15 protein-coding genes are annotated in these 15,272 nt (G+C 64.7%); 9 read left to right on the top strand and 6 right to left on the bottom strand.

What is annotated here, in order from left to right:
- Nucleotides 1–5: 5 nt before the first annotated feature.
- Nucleotides 6–1,295 carry a diaminobutyrate--2-oxoglutarate transaminase gene (gene ectB, locus R3D65_RS04660; protein WP_371274068.1) on the bottom strand — a complete coding sequence of 430 codons (1,290 nt, stop codon included), beginning with the start codon at nucleotides 1,293–1,295 and terminating at the stop codon, nucleotides 6–8.
- A 53-nt stretch (nucleotides 1,296–1,348) separates the two neighbouring features.
- On the bottom strand, nucleotides 1,349–1,882 hold the full coding sequence (gene ectA, locus R3D65_RS04655) for a diaminobutyrate acetyltransferase (protein ID WP_371274067.1): 534 nt from the start codon (nucleotides 1,880–1,882) through the stop codon (nucleotides 1,349–1,351).
- A gap of 185 nt (nucleotides 1,883–2,067) precedes the next feature.
- Here ectA and R3D65_RS04650 point away from each other — a divergent pair, with 185 nt between their 5' ends.
- Nucleotides 2,068–2,547, top strand: a complete 480-nt coding sequence (locus R3D65_RS04650) for a MarR family winged helix-turn-helix transcriptional regulator (protein WP_371274066.1) — start codon at nucleotides 2,068–2,070, stop codon at nucleotides 2,545–2,547.
- A gap of 15 nt (nucleotides 2,548–2,562) precedes the next feature.
- On the opposite strand, the gene R3D65_RS04645 is transcribed toward R3D65_RS04650, so the two are convergent.
- Nucleotides 2,563–3,852, bottom strand: coding sequence for a GNAT family N-acetyltransferase (locus tag R3D65_RS04645; protein ID WP_371274065.1), 1,290 nt, complete (start codon nucleotides 3,850–3,852; stop codon nucleotides 2,563–2,565).
- A gap of 1 nt (nucleotide 3,853) precedes the next feature.
- Nucleotides 3,854–5,266 (bottom strand): lipopolysaccharide biosynthesis protein, encoded by a 1,413-nt coding sequence (locus tag R3D65_RS04640; protein WP_371274064.1) that lies wholly within the window; start codon nucleotides 5,264–5,266, stop codon nucleotides 3,854–3,856.
- Between the two features lie 146 nt (nucleotides 5,267–5,412).
- Between R3D65_RS04640 and R3D65_RS04635 the strand changes: the two genes are divergently transcribed.
- Nucleotides 5,413–6,642, top strand: a complete 1,230-nt coding sequence (locus tag R3D65_RS04635) for an MFS transporter (protein WP_371274063.1) — start codon at nucleotides 5,413–5,415, stop codon at nucleotides 6,640–6,642.
- A gap of 96 nt (nucleotides 6,643–6,738) precedes the next feature.
- Nucleotides 6,739–7,182 (top strand): hypothetical protein, encoded by a 444-nt coding sequence (locus R3D65_RS04630; RefSeq protein ID WP_371274062.1) that lies wholly within the window; start codon nucleotides 6,739–6,741, stop codon nucleotides 7,180–7,182.
- 91 nt (nucleotides 7,183–7,273) lie between these two features.
- Here R3D65_RS04630 and secA read toward each other — a convergent pair whose 3' ends face one another.
- Nucleotides 7,274–10,003, bottom strand: a complete 2,730-nt coding sequence (secA, locus tag R3D65_RS04625; RefSeq protein ID WP_371274061.1) for a preprotein translocase subunit SecA — start codon at nucleotides 10,001–10,003, stop codon at nucleotides 7,274–7,276.
- A gap of 257 nt (nucleotides 10,004–10,260) precedes the next feature.
- Between secA and R3D65_RS04620 the strand changes: the two genes are divergently transcribed.
- From R3D65_RS04620 to R3D65_RS04595, 6 genes are all read left to right on the top strand, one after another.
- Nucleotides 10,261–11,118, top strand: a complete 858-nt coding sequence (locus R3D65_RS04620) for a peptidylprolyl isomerase (RefSeq protein ID WP_371274059.1) — start codon at nucleotides 10,261–10,263, stop codon at nucleotides 11,116–11,118.
- Nucleotides 11,119–11,145: 27 nt separating this feature from the next.
- A complete protein-coding gene (gene argJ / locus R3D65_RS04615; protein ID WP_371274058.1) occupies nucleotides 11,146–12,387 on the top strand; it encodes a bifunctional glutamate N-acetyltransferase/amino-acid acetyltransferase ArgJ in 1,242 nt (413 codons plus the stop codon).
- Nucleotides 12,368–13,183: a GNAT family N-acetyltransferase gene (locus R3D65_RS04610; RefSeq protein ID WP_371274057.1), complete on the top strand. Its 816-nt coding sequence runs from the start codon at nucleotides 12,368–12,370 to the stop codon at nucleotides 13,181–13,183. The genes argJ and R3D65_RS04610 overlap by 20 nt, the downstream gene beginning before the upstream one ends.
- The gene (mutT, locus tag R3D65_RS04605) at nucleotides 13,180–13,596 is read left to right on the top strand and encodes an 8-oxo-dGTP diphosphatase MutT (RefSeq protein WP_371274056.1); all 417 of its coding nucleotides are present in this window, start codon (nucleotides 13,180–13,182) and stop codon (nucleotides 13,594–13,596) included. Before R3D65_RS04610 ends, mutT begins: the two co-directional genes overlap by 4 nt.
- A 120-nt stretch (nucleotides 13,597–13,716) precedes the next feature.
- Nucleotides 13,717–14,034 (top strand): hypothetical protein, encoded by a 318-nt coding sequence (locus tag R3D65_RS04600; protein WP_371274055.1) that lies wholly within the window; start codon nucleotides 13,717–13,719, stop codon nucleotides 14,032–14,034.
- A 131-nt stretch (nucleotides 14,035–14,165) separates the two neighbouring features.
- Nucleotides 14,166–14,321, top strand: coding sequence for a Flp family type IVb pilin (locus R3D65_RS04595; RefSeq protein WP_371274054.1), 156 nt, complete (start codon nucleotides 14,166–14,168; stop codon nucleotides 14,319–14,321).
- Nucleotides 14,322–14,332: 11 nt separating this feature from the next.
- Here the strand turns inward: R3D65_RS04595 and R3D65_RS04590 are convergent, their stop codons facing one another.
- Nucleotides 14,333–15,205 (bottom strand): SAM-dependent methyltransferase, encoded by an 873-nt coding sequence (locus R3D65_RS04590; RefSeq protein WP_371274053.1) that lies wholly within the window; start codon nucleotides 15,203–15,205, stop codon nucleotides 14,333–14,335.
- Nucleotides 15,206–15,272 lie beyond the last annotated feature (67 nt).

Genomic DNA, 15,272 nt, shown 5'->3' with positions numbered 1-15,272 from the left:
TCTGTTCACTCCGCTGCTATGGTCTGGGGCTGGATGACGGTTCGGGCCGCCGCCTCGAGGATGTCGAGGCCGCGTTCGAGCTGTTCACGCTCGATGGTCAGGGGCGCGAGGATCTTGACGACCTCGTCATGGGCGCCGGATGTCTCGATGATGAGGCCATTGCGGAAGCACTCGGCGCAAATGCCGGAGGCCCGCTCGCCGCTGCCCACATCGATGCCCTGCATCATGCCGCGGCCCTTGAGGCGGGCGCCGGGGATGCGGCCGGCGATATGCTCCAGCCGCTCGCGCAGCAAGCCGGACTTGCCGGTGATCTCCGTCTGGAACTCATCGTCGGCCCAGAACTTCTCCAGTGCCACGCGCGCGGTGACGAAGGCGTGGTTGTTGCCCCGGAAGGTGCCGTTGTGCTCGGCCGGGCCGAAGATGTCGTGCTGCGGGCGGATCAGCACGGCAGCCAGCGGCAGGCCGTAGCCAGACAGCGATTTTGCCATGGTGACGATATCCGGCATGATACCGAAATCCTCGAAGCTGAAGAAGGTTCCTGTCCGTCCGCATCCGGCCTGGATGTCGTCGATGATGAAGAGCGCGCCGTTGTCGCGGGCGATCGTGGCGATGCGGCGTACCCAGTCGGCTGAAGCCGCGTTCAGTCCGCCTTCACCCTGCACGGTTTCCAGAATGATGGCGGCCGGGGCATCGATGCCGCCGGAGGGGTCGGCCAGCATCTGTTCGAGCATGGCGGCCGAATCGGCCTCCTGGTCGAGAAAGCCATCGAAAGGCATGCGCGTGACATCGGGCAGGGCAACGCCCGCGCCGCCCCGGTGAAAGCCGTTGCCGGTGGCGGCCAGCGCGCCGTTGGTGACACCATGGAAGCCGTTGGTAAAGGCGATGACATTGGTGCGTCCGGTCACCTTGCGGGCCAGTTTCAGCGCTGCCTCGACAGCATTGGCGCCGGTGGGGCCGCAGAACATGACCTTGTGATCCATGCCGCGCGGCTTGAGGATGATGCGTTCGAAGGCTTCGAGAAACGCGGCCTTGGCACCGGTATGCATGTCAAGGCCATGGGTGACGCCGTCGCCGGCGACATAATCGACAAGCGCAGCCTTCATGTCGGGGTCGTTGTGGCCGTAGTTCAGCGAGGAGCAGCCGGCCAGGAAATCGATATAGTCGCGGCCCTGCGTGTCGGTCAAAATGGCGTTGCGGCCGGTGTCGAAGACAACGGGGAAACTGCGGCAATAGCTGCGCACGGCCGATTCGCGTCGGGAGAAAATGGTCTTGTCGTCCGTCATGGCGGAAGTCATGGGAACCTCTTTTCAGGTTGGATGTCTGGTGTTCGCGCCGGAGGCGAGCGCGTTCAGGCGGCAACGCGGCTTTCGTCCGGAAAGCGGATCGTGACCATGTGCTCGGTCTCGTGGCGGCCGTCGAAATGGTCGTCGCGCCGGTAGTGCGGGCGATCGGTAAGCCGGGCGCCGCGGCTGCGGGCAAGGGACGAGAAGAGCGCCCAGCTTGCCTCATTGTCCGGCGTGATGGTGGTCTGCATGCGCGTGACGTCCTTGCAGGCCTCGCGGTCGAGCAGATGGTTCAGCATGCGCTTGCCAACGCCCTGGCCCTGGGCCAGCGGCGAGACGGCCACCTGCCACACGAAGAGGGTCTGCGGATCGTCGGGCAGGAGGTAGGCCGAGATCCATCCGACCAGCTTGCCGTCGGCGCGGATGGCCGCGACACAGGTCTCGGCAAAGTGGTCGCACTGGATCAGGTTGCAATAGCGGGAGTTGACGTCCAGCGGCTCGCAGGCCTTGATGAGTTCCCAGACGTCGCTGCCGTCTTCGCGCGTGGGCTCGCGAAAGGCGATGGTGTCTTTTCGTTTCAGTGTTTCAACGGGTTTCATCGGTCTCCGGAATGCCTGTTCAACGTGCTCTGGATATTATGAATATCGAACTACATAACAACCGTTGACCGCGAAAAAAGTTCTGAAAAATATGCAACATATTGAAAAAGCAACGAAAAAATGCGAAAAAATATGCTTTGCAAATCAAAATGGTTTTTGAGACAAAATCAACCGGAAGAGGTGACATGGAAGACAGGGTCCAGGCAACGCTGATCGCATTGAGGCGGATCTTGCGTGCAACCGAGTTCAATGCCCGCGCGCTGGCGAAGGCGACCGGCCTGACGGTGCCGCAACTGATCGTGCTGGAGATCGTGGCGCGCAACGATCGTGTCTCGCCCAAGACGATTGCCGGTCAGGCCGGGGTGGGGCAGGCCACGGCGACCACGCTCATCGACAAGCTGGAGCGGCGCGGGCTGGTGGCACGCACACGCGGGCAGCGCGACAAGCGTATCGTCTGGGTGAGCGTGACGGAGGAAGGCAAATCGGTGCTGGAGGCCGCACCCGATCCGCTGCAGCGCATTTTCGCGCGCCAGTTCTCCGACCTGCCGGACTGGGAGCAGGCGATGGTGCTTTCCGTTCTGGAGCGCGTCGGCGACATGCTCAATGCCGGCGAGATCGATGCTTCGCCGCTGCTGGATGTCGGCGCGATCGTTGCCAAGGACTGAACCGGGCGGCGCGGCTCAGCGCCGCCGGATGAAGCCGCGCATGCGTTTGCGGACCAGCCGGGCCAGATTGCGGGATTCGGTATAGAGATGCAGTTGCGCCGCCGTCTGGCGGGCGGCGCGGTCGGCGCCGGGCGTCAGGCCGACGATGAGCGTCCCGATCCGCCGGCGCTCGCTCCACAACCGGTCCATCTGCGGATGGTCGGGCGCAGCGCAGGAATCGGTCAGGGCGATATTGAGGTCGTCCAGATGGGCCTTGGTTGCCTCGATCATCAGCAGCGCACCGGGCGAATAGGGGGACAGCGATTCGTCATAGGCCGTCTTCCAGGTGTAGGCGACGCCCCTTTCGATGAAGACGATGAGTGCGGCCACGGTTTCGCCGTCGAGCGAAAGCGTATGGATGCGCACCATGTCGTTCTGTGACAGCCGGTCGACTGCCTCGCGCACGAAGGCGGCCTGATAGCGGTCCGAGGCGAGGGCGGTACGCTCGCGCCCCTTCCATCCCATCAGCTCCAGCGTCAGGAAGGATTCGCAGCCACGGCGCACTTCGTCGGGCTGGCGGGCGACATGGTGTTCCAGTTGCCCCTTTTCCGACAGCCGCCGCCAAAGCCTGCGATATTCGCGGAAATGGTGCGAATTGAGCGACTGGCGCAGGTAGTCGTCGCCATCCATGTCGCTGTTCAGGCACGCCCGCTCGCGGGTATCGGCGGTGAGGACCGGCAGGTTGCGGCCCATCGCGGCGGTGCGGATCAGGCTTGCGGCCTCGCCGTCGAGGAGCATGTCGGGCAGGACGAGCACGTTCGGCAGGCTCAGCGAGGGCCGGGTGAGCATGGCGAGAAAATTGTCGATGATGCCGACCGGGTCGTCGCGGTCGATCAGCGGGGTTCCAAGCGGTCCGTAGGGATTGGACCAGCCGCGCATGATGGCGGGTCCCAGACCCAGTGCAGGCCGCTCCACCGAATAGGGCAGGAGAAAACGCAGCCGCGAGCGCTGGTCGTTCTCGTCGCGCATGACGGCAAGAAAGACCTCCCGGTCCTCCAGCCGCGGCATGGCGGGCGCGAGGAAACGCGGATTGAAGAAGACATTCGGCTCCACGGAGCGTGCGGCAAGATGATCGAGTTCGTCGACCAGGTCGAAACCGGCGGAGGCTGCGTAGACGGACAGCTTGCGCGGGCTGTCGGGCAGGGACGCGCCCCGCAGGGCATCCAGCGGGATGTCGGCGAAATCGCCGCCGACCCCGGCCAGATCGGCGATCATCTGTCCGGACGCGGAACCGCTCAGTTCCTCGATCAGGGGAATGGCTGCCATGTCAGTCTTTCCCCCCTGGCCAGGTCGCTGGAGAGGCGACGAACATGAGGATGCCGTTGCGCCGCCAGACGGTGTGTATGAGGAGGGCCGCTTCCATGGTCATGGCTATCGCCGTGGCAATGGCAGCACCCCAAAGGCCCCACAGGGGCAGGAAGATGACGTTGAGCGCGATATTGGTGGCCAGCGCGGCGCCATAGACCGTGGCACAGGCGGTCTGGTTGCCGGTCATCGTGAGCAGGCTTTCCGCGGGTCCGACCGATGCACGGGCGACGACGCCGAGGACGAGCACGAAGAGCATGGGATAGCCGGCCGTGAATTCCTCACCGAAGAGGCCGAGCAGGACGTGACCGGCAAGCAGGATGGCCGCGGCCATGCCGACCGACGGCCAGAATGTCCAGTGGACCGTTTCGCGGGCAAAGGCGCCGAGGCGGGCGGGATCGGGTTCGTTGGCAAGGGTGGCGAACCGCTGCGCGGCACCCGCCTTCACCGCGAAATAGACGAAATGGACCAGCGCCAGGATCTTGACCGCCGCGTAGTAGACGGCAACATCATGCGGGGCGAGGTAGTGGCCGACCATCAGCACGTCGGCATTGGTCATCAGGAAGAAGAAGCCTTCGACCAGAAAAATGGGAAAGGACACGATCACCCAGTCCGCCATGTGATAGCGGCGCGGTCCGTCAGGAATTTCGCGATCGGCCCAGGCGGTGACGAGGACAAGCTGGCCGAATGTCGTGGCATAGGTCGCGGCGATGGCGGAGATGACCGCGGTGCGCGCATCGGCCGGGAAGCCTGCCAGGATGGCAGCCCCCATGAAGACCAGGATGAGAACCGGCCGTATCAGGTAGATCGGCGACAGCGCCGAAACCGCCCAGGCATTGGCGCGCGAAATGCCCTGGAGCACATCGGACAGGGCGATCATGGGCAGGCAGATCAGGCCAAGCCAGAAGGGAACGATGTAGTAGCTCTCGATGCGGGCGGAAAAGAACCAGATGCCGGCAATGCCGAGGGCAGCGAGCGCAGATGCCGCGAGGAGGGCGACAAGCCGGGCGGCAAGGGTGATGCCGCGCAGGCTGTCATGGTCCTTTCTCGCCAGGTATTCGGGCATGAAGCGGATGATCGAGGTGTGGAAACCGAAGCAGGACAGGTTTCCCACGATGATCATCGTAACCCATACGAGCACGAAGATGCCGTATTCGAAACTGCCCATCCAGCGCGCCAGAAGCACCTGCGAGGCGAAGGCGAGTGCCGCCGAAACAATGCGAATGGCGAAGGCGATCAGCGACATGCGGCTGGCCTTGCCGCGCTCGTCCGCGGCGAAAACCACGCCATCGATGCGATCGGCAAACGGGCGGGCCCGTTCGGCAAGCCGCTCCGGCAGAATGCGATCGGTTGTGGCGGCGGCGGAAAAGCGCACCCCTGTTCCCTCTATCCCTGTAACCCATGTTCGTTTACCAACCAGACTTTAAGAAACAGTTGGCTTCCAGGCTTGCAGCGGGCGGTTCGACCTGTTTTTCTCTGCCCGTTTCACATCCTGATCTTCAGCGGACTTGACCGAACAGCATGGAAAACCCGCCTGCCTTGCCCGGCTGGGCCGTTTCGGCCGCCCTGGGGACGACCCAAACCATCGGTTATGGAACGCTCTACTATGCCTTCGGCGTGCTGGCGCCCGGCATGGCGGAGGAAACCGGCCTGTCGCTTTCGGCCGTGTTCGGCACCTTTTCGCTGGCAATGATCGGCGGCAGCCTCGTGGCCCCAAGGGCCGGCGCGGTGATGGACCGGCGCCATCCTGCAAAGGTTATGGCGGCCGGCTCGCTGGTGGCGGCGGCGGTGCTGACGGGATGGGCGCTGATACCAGGCGTGCCCGCGTTCATCGGCTTCCTTCTGGCAAGCGAAGTCGTGTCGGTCCTCGTACTCTATGAGGCCGCTTTCGTGACGGTGGCCCATGTCAGCGGACCGGAGCGTGCGCGAGGGGTCATTGCCGGCATCACCTTCGTGGCAGGTTTCGCCTCGACGGTCTTCTGGCCGCTCACGCAATGGTTGCTGACATGGATGGACTGGCGCGGCATCTACCTCGCCTATGCCGGGCTTCATCTGGCGGTCTGTGTTCCGGTCCATGTCTTCCTGGGCCGACTCGCGCAGGCGCCCGATGGCGCGGGCACGGCGGCGGTTCCCGGCAGGCCGGCCGGCGCGGGCGAGGGGCTGGCGCTTTCTCCGGTTGCGGCGCGCATGCTGTTCCTGCTCATGCTGGCCGGTTTCTCGATGGCCTCCTTCGTGATTTCCGCAGTGCATCTGCATCTCATCCCGCTGCTGGGCGGGCTGGGGCTTGGCGGTGCGGCAGCGCTGGTGGGCGCATGCATCGGGCCGGCACAGGTGGGCGCACGGCTGCTCGAATTCGCCACGGCCCGGCGCACCCCGATCCATGTGCCGTCGGTCCTGTCGGTGGCCATGCTGGCGGTGGCGCTGGCTGTGCTGCTCGCCGGGGCGCCGGACGTGACTTGGGGCGTCGCCTTCGCGCTCGCATTCGGTATCGGGCAGGGACTGGCCTTCATCGTGCGCGGCATGCTGCCGTTGATGGCGTTCGGGCGCGGCGTCTACGGCACCGTCACCGGACGATTGAACAGCGTGCGCCTGTTCGTCACCGCGCTTGCCCCGTTCGTGACCGCGCTTGTGCTGGAACGGGCAGGGCCGCACGCGGCGCTGGGCATGCTTGGCGGCATGGCGCTGGCCGGCACGGGCTGCATGATTGCCGTGGCCATGCTGATGAGGCGGCGAACCAGCCGGCGGGGCTGAATCATGAATTGCGCATGAATGGGGCGCTCCGCCTGCGTTCAGCATGGCACGGTGATGATGCGGTCATCGGATACCGAGCAAGCAAGGAGAACCCCGATGACCCGCCAGACCACTCTTTCCCGCCGTTCGTTCTTCACCCGTTTCGCCGCTCCGGCACTGATTGCCGCGGTTGCCGTGACCGCCGCGCCGGCCATTGTTCCCGCTGCTGCGGAAGCCGCGTCCCAGACCTATCGCGACGGTTACCGGCAGGGCAGGCGCATCGGGCGCGAGCATGGCTACAAGGATGGCTACAAGGGCGCCTACAAGGCCTCGTATGTGGACGAATTGCTGCGTGGCCGTTCGGCCTTCACCACGAAAAGCAGCCGTAGTGGCGACTATGTGCGCGGCTACAAGGCGGGATACCGCAAGGGCTATGTGATCGGCTACCAGGCCGGCGAGCGCGACGGATCGCGCCATGGCCGCCATGACGCCCGGGCATGGAAGGCCGACCTGCGCGACACGATGCGCCGCTGCATGCGGACGGGCCGCTGCGATTTCTGAACCGGCCTGACATTCCTGACCCGAATCGCAAGGACCGGCGTTGCTTTCGCAGCGCCGGTCCTTGCATGTCAAAGCCCTGGGGTTCGACCGGTCAGGCCAGAACGCCGTGGCAGTGCTTGAACTTCTTGCCGGAACCGCAGGGGCAGGGCTCGTTGCGGCCCACCTTTCCCCAGCTTGCCGGATCTTCGGGATCGCGGTCTTCCGGGGCGACCTGGCGAAGCGGCGTGTCGTCGAAAGCGGCTTCGACGGGCTCGTCGAATTCGTCCAGACCGGTGGTCAGGTCGTAGTGGCTGCCTTCGCCTTCCGGCGCTTCGGGCATCGGCGTCTCGGCGGCCTGCTGGACGATCTCGACGCGCATGAGCTGGGCGGTGACCACCTGACGCAGGTTGGCCAGCATGGCCTGGAAAAGCTCGAAGGCCTCGCCCTTGTATTCCTGGAGCGGATCGCGCTGGGCATAGCCGCGGAAGCCGATGACCGAGCGCAAGTGGTCCAGGTTGACCAGATGCTCGCGCCACAGGTGATCCAGCGTTTGCAGCATGATCGATTTCTCGACATAGGTCTGCAATTCGGGGCCGTAGCGCTCCAGCCGCTCGTCGGCGGCCTTGCCGGCGGCTTCGGTCAGGCGCTCGGTGATGTCGTCCTCGGCGATGCCGTCTTCCTTGACCCATTCCTCGATGGGCAGGTCGAGGTTCAGATAGGCCTGCACATCCTGCTTGAGGCCGGCCACGTCCCATTGGTCGGCATAGGCCTTCTCGGGAATGCGCTTGGCCACCATGTCGTCGATGACATCCTGACGCATCTCGGCCACGGTTTCCGACAGGTTGACGCCGTCCATGAGTTCGAGCCGCTGTTCGAAGACCACCTTGCGCTGGTCGTTCATCACGTCGTCGAACTTCAACAGGTTCTTGCGGATATCGAAGTTGCGGGCCTCGACCTTCTTCTGGGCCTTTTCCAGAGCCTTGTTGATCCAGGGGTGGATGATGGCCTCGTCTTCCTTCAGGCCGAGCTTCTGGAGCATGCTGTCCATGCGCTCGGAGCCGAAGATGCGCATCAGGTCGTCCTGGAGCGAAAGGTAGAATTTCGACTTTCCGGGGTCGCCCTGGCGGCCGGAGCGTCCACGCAACTGGTTGTCGATGCGGCGGCTTTCATGGCGCTCGGTGGCGAGCACATAGAGGCCGCCGGCGGCCAGCGCCTCGTCCTTCAGGCGCTTGATGTCGGCGCGGATGGCGTCTTCCTTCGCCTTGCGCTCCGGCCCTTCGGCCAGGTCGCCCAGTTCCTGTGCGATGCGCATGTCGGCATTGCCGCCGAGCTGGATGTCGGTGCCGCGGCCGGCCATGTTGGTGGCGATGGTGATGGCGCCGGGCACGCCGGCCTGGGCGACGATGGAGGCCTCGCGCTCATGGTGGCGTGCATTGAGGATCTCGAAATCCGTCACGCCCTCGCGGCGCAGCAGTTCGGCCAGGAATTCCGACTTCTCGATGGAGGTGGTGCCGACGAGGATCGGCTGGCCCTTGGCGTGGGCGTCCTTGATCTCGCGCACGATGGCCCGGTACTTCTCCTCGAAGGTGCGGTAGACCTCGTCGTCCTCATCGAGACGCTGGATCGGCAGGTTGGTCGGGATCTCGGCCACATCGAGGCCGTAGATGCTGCCGAACTCCTCGGCTTCGGTGGAAGCCGTTCCGGTCATGCCGGCAAGCTTGCCGTACATGCGGAAATAGTTCTGGAAGGTGATCGAGGCCAGTGTCTGGTTCTCGGGCTGGATCTGCACGCCTTCCTTGGCTTCCAGCGCCTGGTGCAGGCCTTCGGAAAAACGGCGGCCGGGCATCTGGCGGCCGGTGAACTCGTCGATGATGACGATCTCGCCATTGGCGACGATGTAATCCTTGTCACGCTGGAACAGCTTGTGGGCGCGCAGGGCGTTGTTGGCGTGGTGGACGAGCGCGACGTTCTCGACATCATAGAGGCCGTCGCCCTTGAGCAGGCCGGCCCCGCCCAGAAGGCGCTCGATCTTCTCGGTGCCCTCCTCGGTGAAGGTCGCGGTCTTCTGCTTCTCGTCGATCTCGAAATCGTCGTCCTGCAGTTCCGGAATGTAGCCGTTGACCTGGACATAAAGTTCGGAACGGTCATCGAGCGGGCCGGAAATGATGAGCGGCGTGCGCGCCTCGTCGATCAGGATCGAATCCACCTCGTCGACGATGGCATAATTGTGCCCGCGCTGGACCATGTCCTCGCGCTGATACTTCATGTTGTCGCGCAGGTAGTCGAAGCCGAGCTCGTTGTTGGTGCCGTAGGTCACGTCGCAGGCATAGGCCATGCGCCGCTGCTCGTCGGACATGCCATGCACGATGATGCCGGTCGAAAGGCCGAGAAAGCCGTAGAGGCGGCCCATCCACTCGGCGTCGCGGCGGGCGAGGTAGTCGTTGACCGTGACGACGTGGACGCCCTTGCCTTCCAGCGCGTTGAGATAGACGGCCAGCGTGGCGACCAGCGTCTTGCCTTCGCCCGTGCGCATCTCGGCGATGGAGCCCTCGTGCAGGACCATGCCGCCGATGAGCTGGACATCGAAATGGCGCATGCCGAGTACGCGTCGCGAGGCTTCGCGCACAGTGGCAAAGGCGGGCACGAGCAGGTCGTCCACCTTCGCGCCATTGGCGATATCCTCACGGAACTGGCGGGTGCGGTCTGCGAGATCGGCATCGCTGAGCTCCGCCATCTCGTTTTCCATGGCGTTGATCGCCTCGACACGGGGCCGCATCCCCTTGATGCGCCTGTCATTGGCCGAGCCGAAAATCTTGCGGGCTAATCCGCCGAAACTGACCATGTCGGTCCTCTCAATCTCGATCGTCCGACCCTGGCTGGAGCCGGTTCATGAATGCGGGCCGGGCAGCCTTTCGGGACAAGGCGGGACGGCATTCCGCCGGACCATGCGCGAAACTGGTTCTGGACGCATGGTCGCAGGACAGATAAGAGGGGGCAGATGCGATGTCAACGCCGCGGGCGCGCGGCGCTGCATGCCCATTTCGGCCACAATTGCCGGTATCTGCGAGCCGGCAAAGACCTCACTCGGAGTAATCTGACATGCCTGTTTCGTTCAGCCGCCTTGCCGCCGGCCTTTCCGCCGCCATTCTCGCCGCCGGCATTCTCGCCGCACCGGCCCTGGCCGCCAATGACACAGTGGTGGCGACCGTCAATGGAATGGAGATCACGGAAGGCGACCTGTCGCTGGCCATTGCCAATCTCGACCAGCAATTTGCCCGGCTGCCGGAGGAACAGCGCCGTGGCGCTGCGCTTTCAGCCCTCATCGAAATCCGTCTTCTGGCCGCCAAGGCGCGCGAGAAGGGCTATGACAAGGATGCGGAATTCCAGAACCGCATGGCCTTTCTCGCCAACCGCGCGCTGCATTCGGAATATGTCGAGAAGGAAGTCGCGGAGGCGGTCACCGACGAGATGGTGCGCGCGCGCTACGACAAGGAACTGGCCGACACGCCGCCCTCCAACGAGGTGCATGCCCGCCACATTCTCGTGAAGACGAAGGAAGAGGCAGAGGCGATCATCAAGGAACTGGATGGCGGCGCCGATTTCGCGGAGCTGGCCAAGGCGAAGTCGACCGGCCCGTCGGGGCCGAACGGCGGCGATCTCGGCTATTTCCAGCAGGGCCAGATGGTGCCGGAATTCGAAAAGGCGGCATTCGGGCTCGATGTCGGCGCCTATACCAAGGAGCCGGTGCAGACGCAGTTCGGATGGCATGTCATCCAGGTGGAGGACAAGCGCGCGGTGCAGCCCCCCGCCTTCGATGCCGTCAAGGACCAGGTGCGCTCGGCAATGCTGCGCGAGACCTATTTCGAGATGGTCTCGAAAATGCGTGAGGACGCCGAGGTGAACGTCGTCGACGAAACGCTCAAGGGCGTCGTCGAGCAGATGGACAAGGCCAAGTAACCAGGACCGTTTCGGAGCTCATCTGCCATGTCCACATCCGTTTCGCCGCTGGCGCCGAAGACCCGGCCGGACATGCCGGCCATCGAAGGCGTCGCCATCGCCACGGCGGCTGCCGGCATCAAGTACAAGGGCCGCACCGACCTGATGGTGATGACGTTTTCGCCGGGCACGGAGGTGGCCGGCGTGTTCACGCGGTCGAAATGCCCCTCCGCGCCGGTGGACCAGTGCCGCGAGAACCTGCCACATGGCCAGGCGCGCATTCTCGTCGTCAATTCCGGCAACGCCAATGCGTTTACCGGGCGCAAGGGCCGGGAGTCGACGGCGATGACGGCACGTGCGGCGGCGGAGGCGGCCTGCTGCGGCGAAAACGAGGTCTATCTCGCTTCGACCGGGGTGATCGGCGAACCGCTGGCGGCGGAGAAATTCACCGGCATGCTCGCCGACCTGGCGGGACAGGCTGCGCCTGACCGGTGGCACGCGGCCGGAGAGGCCATCATGACCACCGATACCTTTCCCAAATATGCCTCGGCGACAGCCGATCTGGGAGGCGTGCCCGTCACCATCAACGGCATCGCCAAGGGCGCCGGCATGATCGCGCCCGACATGGCGACCATGCTCAGCTTCATCGCAACGGATGCGCCCATCGAGGCGGCGGCTCTGCAATCCATGCTCTCTTCGGCGACCGGGCCGACCTTCAACTCGGTAACCGTGGATTCCGACACCTCGACCAGCGATACGCTACTGCTTTTTGCGACCGGCAAGGCCGGTGGGCGTGGCGCGCCACGCATCGCCGATCCGGCGGACGAGCGCCTTTCCGGCTTCCGCGAGGCCCTGTTTTCCGTCATGCAGGATCTCGCCTTGCAGATCGTTCGCGACGGTGAAGGCGCGCGCAAGCTCATCGAGGTGCAGGTGACAGGCGCCGACAGCGATGCCTCGGCGAGGCGCATTGCCCAGTCGATCGCCAATTCGCCGCTTGTCAAGACGGCGGCGGCGGGCGAGGACGCCAATTGGGGGCGTGTGGTCATGGCCGTCGGCAAGGCTGGCGAGCCGGCGGATCGCGACCGGCTCGACATCTGGTTCGGCGACATGCGGCTGGCCCATCACGGCGAGCGCGATCCGGACTATTCGGAAGACAGGGCATCGGCCTACATGAAAAATGACGAGATCGTCATCCGTGCCGATATCGGGCTTGGCAATGGCAAGGCAACCGTGTGGACCTGCGACCTGACCAAGGAGTATGTCGCGATCAATGGCGATTACAGGAGCTGAGCGCGGGGTGGACGGACCGGTGAGACGCATGGCGCCGGAAGATCTGGGGATCGTCAGGCGGTTCGAGGCGGCAGGGTTTCGCGCATGGCCGGCAACCTCGATCCAGTATGACGGAACGTGGGCGATCCGCCTGACCGCAAGCCATCCGGCCAAACGCCTCAATTCCGTCAATCCGCTCGATCCCGCCGATGTGCGCGACATCACCGGGCGCATTGCCCGTGCAGCGCCGCGCTTCGAGGCCTATGGACGGGATCTCGTGCTGCGGCTCTCGCCGCTGGCGGGCGAAGAGCTGAGCCAATGGTGTGATGCGCAGGGCTGGGAACGGTTCGGCGAATCCATCGTCATGATCGCCGACATGGGCGCGATCCCGTTCGAGGATGCAATGGACCAGTTGCCGGTGCGCGATGTGGCGCGCTTTTCGGCCGCGCATCTGGCGGTGCGTGGGCTGGACGCCTCGATGCGGGCCGGAATCTCGGAAGTGGTCAACGCGATCGAGCCGGAGACGGGCCTGTTTCTGGCGGAAAAGGACGGCCAGCCGGTGACGACCGCCATCTGCGTGCATGATGGCGATCTGGCAGGCCTGTTCGAAGTGGCGACGGCGGCTGCCAAGCGCGGGCAGGGCCATGCGCGAAACACGGTGCTCTCGGCGCTGAAGTGGGCACGGCTGCGTGGCGCCAGAACCGCCTGGTTGCAGGTCGAGACCGGAAACTATCCCGCTGTCGCGCTTTACAACAGCATCGGCTTCCGCACCCTGTATTTCTACCACTATCGCAAACCGGCGGAGCAGGCGCGATGAACACGTCCACCCCCCGGCCGATCCTGCTGGTTGCCGCATGCGCGCTGGTCGACACGGACGGGCGCGTATTGCTGACGCAGCGCCCGGAAGGCAAGGCGCTGGCCGGTCTCTGGGAGTTTCCGGGCGGCAAGGTGGAGCCTGGCGAAACGCCGGAGGAAACCCTCATCCGGGAACTCGAAGAGGAAATCGGCGTGCGCACCAAAACGGCATGCCTCGCGCCGCTGACCTTCGCCAGCCACAGCTATGACAGCTTTCACCTGCTGATGCCGCTTTATGTCTGCCGGCGTTTCGAGGGGCATCCGGCCGGCCTGGAGGGGCAGGCGATCAAATGGGTGCGCCCGCGCGACATGCGCGATTATCCGATGCCGCCGGCCGACGAACCGTTGATCCCCTTTCTGATCGACCTGTTGTGACAGGGCGACAGCGCGCGGAAAACCCGAACTATCGTTAATCGATCGTTTAGTCCCGCATGGCATTGTGGTCCTGAGAGCGCGCAGGGCGCGGACAGGTTCACGCTGCCAGGGGGTTCAGACATGGCCGAAAGTTCAGATTGGTATGCGCTGCGAGGCACCGTGCGCAACAGCGCCAGCGCCGCCAGCATGGGGGTCTTGCGCATCGTCCTCCTGTTCGGATCCGCTGCCGCGGCCCTGGCCGTGATCCTGACGCCGATCGCGGAAAACCAGGTGCGTGACTATGCCCGCCAGGGCGGCCTTGCAGGCATTGACCGGATGTCCACGGGGTCCATCGGTTCGCGCGGCGACACCTATATCGTGCGCCGATCCGTCCTGCAAAGCACGCCCGGTTCCGTTTGCATCATTCACAAGAACGGCCTGCGGTCAGGCGATTGCTGAGGTCCGGCCTGCAAGGGCAAGCACGCGGGACAACCAAGAATTGCCATTTGTTAACCCATTGCGTTAGCAGTGATGTAATCGGTCATGTCTAAAGTAGCCATAATCGAGGATGGCAAGGCGGGACGACGCGCATGATCAAGAAATTCCTGAGCAATGAGTCGGGCGCCACCGCGATCGAGTACTCACTGATCGCCGCCATCATCTCGGTCGCGATCCTGTCGGCGACCGTGTCCATCGGAAGCAGCGTCAATGCCAAGATGCAGTCAGCCTCCGACGGGTTGCAGTAGCCCGCGCCGCTTCATTTCTTCTGACGAGCGAGGACGTCTGCCAGCGAATGGCTGGCCGAGCCTGGCTTGAGCGGCTTCTGCTGGGAGGGATCCGGCGCCCAGCCTGACAGCCAGACGATCGAGAACGTCGCTCGAATGCGGCCATCGGCATCGCTGAACCGTTCGGCATAGATTTCAGCGGCGCGTGCCAGGACATCCCTGCGCAACGGCTTGCGGCTGCGCTTTGCCAGCGCGTTCGTGGCGCCCATGGCGCGCAGGTCGCGCATGAGGGCCAGCGCGTCGGCATAGCGTACCGTCAGGGTCTCGAAATCGGTCACCGGCAACGCGAAGCCCGCGCGCTGAAGCAGCGCGCCGGCGGTACGGACATCGGCGAAGGGATGAACACGCGGGGCGGCGCCACCGGTCATCTCCGTCTCCGCGGCCAGCAGGCTTTCGCGCAATTCCGCCAGCGTACCGGCTCCCGTCATGGCGCCGAGGAAAAGGCCGTCGGGCTTGAGCGCATGGCGGACCTGGGTCAGGAATCCCGGCGTGTCGTTGACATCGTGCAGCGTCAGCAGGGTGACTGCCAGATCGAGGCTTTGGCCATCAAGGCCCACGGTTTCGGGACCTGACTCGACCGTGCCGGTGTCATGGGCGGGAAGGCCGCTGTCCGATTCCACCGAAACGATCGTTTCCACCTTGCCGGATGCGGCCAGCGCGTCGCGCGCGTGGCCGGTCAGGCTGTGGAGCACGCCGCCCCGGGAAAAGGTCCGCCCGGTGGTCGAAAGGCGCAGCGCGAGGTCTTCGGCGGCATGGCGCATCAGGAAATCGGCGCCCGGAACCGGCTGGCCAAAGGCACGGCGGCGCCGCGCCAGCACCTGTTCGGTATCGAATACGGGGTCCATACGGTTGCCTTCCGGTTCAAGTGCCGCAATCATGGCGCGCAACGGGGCGCGGTCTTTCGGCGCAACA

The sequence above is a fragment of the Zhengella sp. genome (assembly GCF_041397485.1).
Taxonomy (GTDB): Bacteria; Pseudomonadota; Alphaproteobacteria; order Rhizobiales; family Rhizobiaceae; genus Zhengella.
The sequence above is the reverse complement of the archived record's forward strand: the minus strand, read 5'-3'. Positions and strand labels throughout refer to the sequence as shown.

Coding starts and splice junctions, on each gene's coding strand:
- ectB (WP_371274068.1), bottom strand. CDS start 1,295: ATGACTTCCGCCATGACGGACGACAAGACCATTTTCTCCCGACGCGAA.
- ectA (WP_371274067.1), bottom strand. CDS start 1,882: ATGAAACCCGTTGAAACACTGAAACGAAAAGACACCATCGCCTTTCGC.
- R3D65_RS04650 (WP_371274066.1), top strand. CDS start 2,068: ATGGAAGACAGGGTCCAGGCAACGCTGATCGCATTGAGGCGGATCTTG.
- R3D65_RS04645 (WP_371274065.1), bottom strand. CDS start 3,852: ATGGCAGCCATTCCCCTGATCGAGGAACTGAGCGGTTCCGCGTCCGGA.
- R3D65_RS04635 (WP_371274063.1), top strand. CDS start 5,413: ATGGAAAACCCGCCTGCCTTGCCCGGCTGGGCCGTTTCGGCCGCCCTG.
- R3D65_RS04630 (WP_371274062.1), top strand. CDS start 6,739: ATGACCCGCCAGACCACTCTTTCCCGCCGTTCGTTCTTCACCCGTTTC.
- secA (WP_371274061.1), bottom strand. CDS start 10,003: ATGGTCAGTTTCGGCGGATTAGCCCGCAAGATTTTCGGCTCGGCCAAT.
- R3D65_RS04620 (WP_371274059.1), top strand. CDS start 10,261: ATGCCTGTTTCGTTCAGCCGCCTTGCCGCCGGCCTTTCCGCCGCCATT.
- argJ (WP_371274058.1), top strand. CDS start 11,146: ATGTCCACATCCGTTTCGCCGCTGGCGCCGAAGACCCGGCCGGACATG.
- R3D65_RS04610 (WP_371274057.1), top strand. CDS start 12,368: ATGGCGATTACAGGAGCTGAGCGCGGGGTGGACGGACCGGTGAGACGC.
- mutT (WP_371274056.1), top strand. CDS start 13,180: ATGAACACGTCCACCCCCCGGCCGATCCTGCTGGTTGCCGCATGCGCG.
- R3D65_RS04600 (WP_371274055.1), top strand. CDS start 13,717: ATGGCCGAAAGTTCAGATTGGTATGCGCTGCGAGGCACCGTGCGCAAC.
- R3D65_RS04595 (WP_371274054.1), top strand. CDS start 14,166: ATGATCAAGAAATTCCTGAGCAATGAGTCGGGCGCCACCGCGATCGAG.
- R3D65_RS04590 (WP_371274053.1), bottom strand. CDS start 15,205: ATGGACCCCGTATTCGATACCGAACAGGTGCTGGCGCGGCGCCGCCGT.